At 69.4% G+C, this 4,441-nt stretch carries 5 protein-coding genes; 1 reads left to right on the plus strand and 4 read right to left on the minus strand.

From position 1 onward, the window contains the following. Nucleotides 1–315: 315 nt before the first annotated feature. The 3 genes from VK923_02765 to VK923_02775 are packed head-to-tail and all read right to left on the minus strand — an operon-like array spanning nucleotide 316 to nucleotide 2,047. On the minus strand, nucleotides 316–1,440 hold the full coding sequence (locus VK923_02765) for a sigma-70 family RNA polymerase sigma factor (GenBank protein ID HSJ43588.1): 1,125 nt from the start codon (nucleotides 1,438–1,440) through the stop codon (nucleotides 316–318). A 40-nt stretch (nucleotides 1,441–1,480) separates the two neighbouring features. Further along, on the minus strand, nucleotides 1,481–1,804 hold the full coding sequence (locus VK923_02770) for a TfoX/Sxy family protein (GenBank protein HSJ43589.1): 324 nt from the start codon (nucleotides 1,802–1,804) through the stop codon (nucleotides 1,481–1,483). 33 nt (nucleotides 1,805–1,837) lie between these two features. Further along, a complete protein-coding gene (locus VK923_02775; protein ID HSJ43590.1) occupies nucleotides 1,838–2,047 on the minus strand; it encodes a hypothetical protein in 210 nt (69 codons plus the stop codon). A 266-nt stretch (nucleotides 2,048–2,313) separates the two neighbouring features. Between VK923_02775 and VK923_02780 the strand changes: the two genes are divergently transcribed. After that, on the plus strand, nucleotides 2,314–3,369 hold the full coding sequence (locus tag VK923_02780; GenBank protein ID HSJ43591.1) for an RNA polymerase subunit sigma-70: 1,056 nt from the start codon (nucleotides 2,314–2,316) through the stop codon (nucleotides 3,367–3,369). Between the two features lie 55 nt (nucleotides 3,370–3,424). On the opposite strand, the gene VK923_02785 is transcribed toward VK923_02780, so the two are convergent. Then, nucleotides 3,425–3,691 carry a hypothetical protein gene (locus VK923_02785; GenBank protein ID HSJ43592.1) on the minus strand — a complete coding sequence of 89 codons (267 nt, stop codon included), beginning with the start codon at nucleotides 3,689–3,691 and terminating at the stop codon, nucleotides 3,425–3,427. Nucleotides 3,692–4,441 lie beyond the last annotated feature (750 nt).

Below are 4,441 nucleotides of genomic sequence, written 5' to 3' on the forward strand. Positions count from 1 at the left end.
TGAGGGTGCGGGCAGCGCAGATCACCGATCCCGTTGCCTACCACGGCGAGGGACCGGTCTGGTCGCGGCGTTGGGGTGGCCTGCGATGGGTGGACATGCTGGCCGGCGACGTCTTGTCACTGGCGCTCGACGGCACGGTCAACCGGCGTCATGTCGGCAGCGTCGCCGCCGCCATTCGACCACGCCGCCAGGGCGGAGCGGTCATCGGCGTGGAGCGGGGGCACCCACCAACACCACTCCGCCGCAGCACCCAGTGCACCCTAGGGTGCCCGCGACCGGGACCTGAGGGGCATGCGATCGCAAGCGTGGCGCCTGTCAGCCGGCGTCCTGGTCGCGCGCCCGAATCGCCTCGAGCGACTCCTGGAAGTGCCAATGGTGGCCTTCGAGATCGTCGGCCTCGTAGCGCCGGAAGCCGTAGAAGGCGTCCTCGATCGGCATCGTGATCGTGGCACCCTCCGCGCGGGCGTGCTCATAGTGTGAGTCGATGTCGTTGACTCCGACGATGATCATCACCGTCGCATGGCCAACATCGCCGGGACTGTAGAGGTGGTGGACGTCTCGCGCGGCTGCGGTCGCACGGCCGATCATGACGACGCCGTCGCCGAACTCGAGCCACGCGAGCATTCCCTCGTTGTCGGAGTCGCTTTCCATGCGTGCTTCACGGCGTTCGGTGAACTGGAACACACGGGTGAGGTACTCGAGCGCGGCCAACTCGTCCGCATAGGTGAGACGCGGGTACATCGCCGGCGTGCGGCTCCACGCTTCGGCTTGCGATGTCGTGGTTCCGATCGTGGACATGAGTCGCTCCTTCTCGCGCTTGAACAGTCCGGGGTCGCCCTGATCGACGGGGAGGACCCTGTCGGGGCGCAGCGAGGCCGTCATGTGTTGTTCGTCGTGCTCGCCGACGAGTTCGCGGAGTCGGCCACGCGCCCGGTGCAGCCGCGAACGCACCGTGCCGACGGGAACGTCGAGCGCGGTGGCGATCTGGTGGTAGGGCATGCCCTCCCAGGCGAAGAGCAGCAGGGTGTCGCGTTCTGCCTGCGGGAGCGTGGCGATCGCAGCGGCGACGTCGGGGAAGAGCCGCGAGGCGTCGAGACGGGCGTCGACCTCGGAGAAGCGGTCGGGTGCGATGATCGACGTGTTCACCAGCCGGGCGGTTGCGTCGAGACGGCGTGCCTCTCGTTGCCTGTGGCGAGCTAGAAGGTTGCTCGCGATGCCGTAGAGCCACGGCCTTGCCTCCGCTCGTCCGGTGTCGAAGTCGGTCCGCTTCTCGAACGCGATGCGAAACAGTTCCCCCAGCAGCGAGTCAGCGTCGTCGGGGCCGACCCGGCGCACGAAGTACCGAAACATCGTCGTTGCGTGCCGGTCGAACAGTTCGCCGAAGGACTCTGGCGACCTGACCGAGCAGCCGATGACCTCAGCGTCGGTGCGTGGATCCATCACTTCATGTTCCTCGCCCGCAGCTGAGAGTTCGGACCCTTCAGGCTCGGGCGGCCGCCGGTACGACGCGTTCGTCACCGGCCCGGCAGCGGGTGGGCGCACTGCGCAGATCGCCATCGCGACGCTGTGCACCGCGCCGACTGGTTCGCTCTCCATCTGAAATCGGGCCTCCTGTAGAACTTCTGGGCTCGGCTGACATGGAGGGATCAGCCCGAGTCATCATCCGGCCGCGTTCGCTCGCGACGACGGCCATGTACTCGCGGACCAGGAAGGCGAGCCCTCCGAACATGGATCGCTCGGTGACGTCGGCCACGCCGTGGAGGGCGAGCCGGATTCGCGCGGCGAGGTGGATGTCGTAGGTCACGGTAGTTGCCTCCGGGGTGTGGTGGGGTTCGGTTCAGGCCTCGCCGCGGGCCTGTGCAAACGGCAGGCGGTCGAAGATCAGACGCAGCTGGGTGACCCGGCCGTCGTCGACCGTCACCAACTCCGCACCGGGAGCGCTGGGGACCAGCGGCGTCGCGGTGTCGTAGACGACCACCGCGTGCACGTCGTCACCGAACGCTGCGAGCAGCTGGACCTGCTCGGCCATTCGCGCGAAGGGGCCCATGTACTCCCGCAGCGCCTCAGCGCCATCGAGACGGCCGACAGGGGGTCTCGCAGGTGACGTCGTCGGCGACGTGGTCGAGGGCCGTGTCCATATCGCCCGCGGTCCAGGCGCGGTGATATGCGAGCGCCGTCGCCAGCGCAGCGCCTTGCTGCCGGCGAGTCGTGGTCGTAGGTGTGTCCATCGCGTGTCCTGTCGTGATGCGTCGAGGTTGTCCCTCGGGCGTCCGAGCGGGCGCCTCAACTGATCAGACACCGGTGCCGCCGTCGATGGACCGCTCGGGCCTCGACGCGCCTACGATCGTGGGCATGGAGCACATCGATCCGGTCGCTGGCAGCGGCGCTTCGGTGTCGTTCGACGACGTCTTGCGGCACCGCGGTGAGCTGTTCGTGCACTGCTATCGCATGCTCGGGTCGAGAACGGACGCTGAAGACGTCCTGCAGGAGACAATGACCGCCGCATGGCGCGGTGTGCCCGACTTCGAGGAACGGTCGTCGCTGCGGACCTGGCTCTACCGGATCGCGACCAACCGCTCGCTCAACGCTCGCCGTGCTCGGACACGTCGACCCGAGACCGCCCAGTTGCCGTTCTACCCGCCCACGCCGACGAGCCACGACAGCACATGGTGGCTCGAGCCCTTCCCCGACGACCAGCCAGCGACCGTGACCGATCCGGCCGATGAGGCGACGGTCCGCGCTGACCTTGCCCTCGGGTTCGTTGTGGCGCTACAGGCACTGCCAGGGCGGCAGACAGCGGCGCTGCTGCTGCACGACGTTGTGGGCTTCGACCGGTCGGAGGTCGCCGCCCTGCTCGACACGACAACCACCGGCGTCAAGGGCCTGTTGCAGCGCGCCCGCCGTGCCGTCCCAGCCGCACGCGACCCGGTCCCGCGACGAGTTGAGCAGGAGCTCGTCGACGGGTTCGTCGACGCGCTTCGCACTGGTGACGTCGACGCGCTCGTCGCGCTGCTCACCTCCGACGCGGTGCTGACGATGCCGCCGCTGGAGCTCGTGTACGAGGGCGCATCGGCGATCGCGGCGTTCCTCCGTGCCAGTCTCGCCTGGCTGCCGTCTCGACGGGTCGAGATCGCCCAGCTGCGGTGCAACGGCGCGCCCGCGTTCGTGCACACCATCGACGGTGGCGACGTCGGCTCGACGGGACTGGTCGTGCTCCAGCTCGCCGACGTCGGTATCAGCCGGATCACCCGCTTCCTCGCCCCGCACGTCATCGAACGGGCCGCACACAACGTGCCGGCGCCGTGCAACGGCGGGCACCAACCGGCTGCCACGGACCGGGGCGGTCCCAGCCACGCCCCGACCGGCTGAACGCGCACGTGCCGTCGATACGCGCCGCCCCGGTCTGCGGCGCCACGTCGCCGGTTCAGGTGTACCGGGCGACGATCTCGGCGAAGTAGGCGTTAGCGAGGCGGCCGAGCCCAGCGCGGTCGATGCGGATCGGATCGCCGATGTCGTGGCCGAGCCCGGCGATGTCGTCGAACGCGGCGACCTGCGCACCCAACGCCCGACCGGAGAACACCGCCGCGACGCCAGACGCGCCCTCCACCACACTCGCAGCGCCCATCGCGACCGCAGCGGCGTCGGCGTGCATCGCGACCTCAGGATGCGACAGCGCGATCAACGACGTCATGTCCCCGCTCCGAGCTGCGGCAAGGAACGCTCCCACGACCTCCCGCTCGACACGCCGCTGCGCTGCGACATCGCGATCCGCCGCATGCACGTTCGCACGCGCGCATCGCCAGCTGCTTAGCCGCCGCGCTCGACCGCGTCAGGATCCGCCCGATCTCGGCGAACGGGACCCCGACCACGTCGTGCAGCACGAACGCCAGCCGCTCCGCCGGCGCAACGCATCCAGCACCACCGTGACCGCGGCGCCGGCCGAATCGGCCAGCACCACCTCCTCCTCCGGCCCAGTGCGACCGCGTCCGCTCGACGACCCCGTCGACACCAGTGACCTCACGGCGAGTGCCGGCGCCGCAACATGTCCAACGCCACCCGCGACACGACCGTCTTCAGCCAACCGGCGGCACTGTCAACACCGGACGCATCAGCCCGGGCGACCTTCACCCACGCCGCCTGCAACGCGTCGTCAGCATCGGGGGCGGGGGGCGGCGGGGGCGGCCACGCGCGGTCTTCCAGTTCCTGAGATGAGAATGCCGTCTCGGGTCGCTGGTGTTGGGCATGCTGGAATGGCCGACGGTCGGTCGGCTGGCTGGCTGGCGGGTAGAACGTCGGGTTAGGCGGCGGGGGTCAGTGCGACGTGGTAGCCGAGGCTGGCGAGTTGCGCGACGAGGCGGTTGCGGCGGCGGTCGGGATCGTCACGGCGGACGAAGTAGTCGCCGCCGAGGTCGCGGTAGATCTCACCGGGGGTGGCCATGAT

Source organism: Euzebyales bacterium, from assembly GCA_035461305.1.
Lineage (GTDB): Bacteria > Actinomycetota > Nitriliruptoria > Euzebyales > JAHELV01 > JAHELV01.